This window comes from Mesorhizobium sp. M0698, from assembly GCF_040320455.1.
In the GTDB taxonomy this organism is placed as follows: Bacteria; Pseudomonadota; Alphaproteobacteria; order Rhizobiales; family Rhizobiaceae; genus Mesorhizobium.
The window spans coordinates 1-2410 of record NZ_JAMYPQ010000074.1 but is presented as its reverse complement, the minus strand read 5'-3'; the positions used below and the strand labels follow the sequence as shown (position 1 = coordinate 2410).

Annotated in this window: 2 protein-coding genes and 1 pseudogene; 1 reads left to right on the top strand and 2 read right to left on the bottom strand. The window is 60.4% G+C overall.

Going from position 1 to position 2410, the window contains the following annotated elements; translation table 11 throughout:
* Positions 1-502 precede the first annotated feature (502 nt).
* Both NKI16_RS33960 and NKI16_RS33955 read right to left on the bottom strand, forming a co-directional pair.
* Positions 503-1183 (bottom strand): OmpW/AlkL family protein, encoded by a 681-nt coding sequence (locus NKI16_RS33960; protein WP_352924812.1) that lies wholly within the window; start codon positions 1181-1183, stop codon positions 503-505.
* Between the two features lie 290 nt (positions 1184-1473).
* A pseudogene (locus tag NKI16_RS33955) lies at positions 1474-1787 on the bottom strand (hypothetical protein); the annotation flags it as partial.
* On the opposite strand from NKI16_RS33955, the gene NKI16_RS33950 reads away from it, so the two are divergent.
* Positions 1760-2029 (top strand): hypothetical protein, encoded by a 270-nt coding sequence (locus tag NKI16_RS33950; RefSeq protein WP_352924814.1) that lies wholly within the window; start codon positions 1760-1762, stop codon positions 2027-2029. The pseudogene NKI16_RS33955 and the gene NKI16_RS33950 overlap by 28 nt on opposite strands.
* Positions 2030-2410: the final 381 nt, after the last annotated feature.

Below are 2410 nucleotides of genomic sequence, written 5' to 3'. Positions count from 1 at the left end.
ATTCCAGAAGAGGGGCTTGGGGCGGGGGGTGACCCACCCAGAGAGGTGTTCCCCCCCCCCACCCCCCCCCCCCCCCACCATTTCATACTTCTGGGCGCGGCCCCCGCGCGCGCCGCCGCGCGCCCCGGCTGCTCGTGAACCGCGCCCGGTCTTCTTCGGCAGGCTTCAGCGATCTTGCCCCGTTCGGCTTCGTGCCCCTGGCGCGGGGCAGCCTGTCGGCTGCTACTGGCAAGTACCTGGTCGGGTGCAGGCGGGGACGCCCACTCTTAACAACGGCTTCTTCAAGTATCGCCGACAATCGGCTGCTATGCGTTGGATGGTCATCGCATAAAGTTGATCAGAACGTTCCTCCGATTCGGACACCTCCCCGCCCAAGGGTTACAAGGCCCCACCCCTCTAATGATCCGGGTCGACTCGCCCGTGCAGCGCCGGCGTGGAAAGGGCGCCCGAGGCGCCCTTCATTTCAGATCGGCTGTCAGCAGGGCCGCCTTCGCGTTGCGTATCAGAAGCGGTAGGTGACACCTGCGCCTATCAACCAAGGATCGAGCTCCGCCTTTCCCGTCAGCTTCGCGCCGTCGACCGTGACGTCGAAGTCTGGCTTGAGGAAAAGCTTCTTTACGTCGAAGTTGACGCCCCAGTGCTGATCCACCATGTAGTCGAATCCGACCTGGAGCGCGGTGCCGAACGTATTCTTAACCTTGAGAGCATCGGCACTGCCGGCACCCTGGTTATAGAAGATCGTGTAGTTCACGCCGGCACCGACATAGGGCTTGAACGCGCCGAAATCGGTAAAATGATACTGCAATGTGAGCGTAGGCGGCAGCAGCCAAACCTTGCCGATATTGCCCAGCCCGCCGATCGTACCTTGGCCCCCGATGTTTGCATAGGTAGTGCCGAGTATAAGCTCGGCGGCGATGTTGTCCGTGAAGAAATAGGAGATATCGAGTTCCGGCGTCACGGTGTTCGAATACGAAAGATCGGAGCCGGGCACTGCTTTGACGTAGCCCGAATCCTCGGTGACGACCCCCAACGCACGTAGGCGGAACTGCCAAGGGCTTGGCGCTTCCGTGACCGAGGCTCCTGCCTGCGGGACGCTCGCCGCTTGCGCAAGGTCCGCCGCGACGGCCTGCTGTCCCATCACGATGAGGACAACGGCCGCTGTTACTCCCCGCGCCGCACGCATTTGGTTTCTCGCCATGATACTCTCTCCTTGCTCTTCAGAAATGTGGACTGAACTACGAAAAGTCTTGCTCGAATTGCTTGGGATTGCCGCGGCGCTCATGCGCAGTTTGCGTGGGACCGCGCACACATTATTTGTGCCGTGCTCGCAATCATCGACCCTGTACTCACTCAGAAGTAAGCGGGATAACCAAAGGCCTGCAGCTTTGCGGCCGTCTTACCCGCGTGGCCCGGGTGGCCGCACGCGCGCTTCGTGGTGGAGAGCAGGATCGGCGGATAGCGGCAAGGGTGGTCCCGGCGCCACAGTGCGCGCGGAATTCCGGCATCTTGCCAGAACTTGTAGAGGCACTGACCGCGGCGCTGATCACGGGAACCTTGTCAGGCACGGTCGAGATCGCTGTCAGGGCCGCGCGGTCGCGCTCGAACTGCGTTCCACCGAAGTGCCCCAGGGTCCTGGCCGACTGGCTGGCGGTCCAGTCAAGCGCCCGTTCCCCTTCTATATCTTCAAGCCAAAGATAGGGATCATCGTCGGGAGCATTCAGCGTTGGACGGCAATCGAATGTGCTCGTGTCAGGATAACGTGAAGAATGATGTCGACTGGAAAACAATTTCAAGGTTCTCCTTAGGCTCGGAGAGCTTTGTTTTCTGCGGCGGCGACCGCATGTTCGGCGCGCATGATCATGGGATGATTTCTCCTCTGTCCGTGCCGCAGCGCGTTTTGCGGAGTGCGTTGCAGGTGTCGTGCCAAATGAGAAAATCATTCCATAACAATGACATGGCTCTGATTGCGGTGTGTCTCATGTCCGACTTTGTCGAAGACCCGACAACGAGTGCAGACGTGACCGCCTGATAGAACCTCCTCTGCGAGCTCAGTGGGCACTGCGGAATAGGCAGTGAAGCCACCGCGAAACTGGCCGAGCCTCGGACCGACATCGGCGACGGGGCGATCGACGACCACTACGTCGCCGGTGTCGGGCGCGGCACAGCCTGAGGACTCCGCGGCGGCGATCATCGAATAACTGCGTTTACGATGGCTTCATCCTGGGCCACCGGTCGGCGCGCAAAAGACTGCTTTGCGGCCTCATCCCTCCGCCTGGATTGAGTCGCAGGGACCGAATGGCGCACGTGCTTTTTGAACCGGCAGAGTGGTCATAACGCAATTCTCTTCCGGCTATCTTTACAAGATTCGACAATCCAGTTGGTGAGGGTCCCAGATCGCGCAATCATTAAT

Coding starts and splice junctions, on each gene's coding strand:
- NKI16_RS33960 (WP_352924812.1), bottom strand. CDS start 1,183: ATGCGTGCGGCGCGGGGAGTAACAGCGGCCGTTGTCCTCATCGTGATG.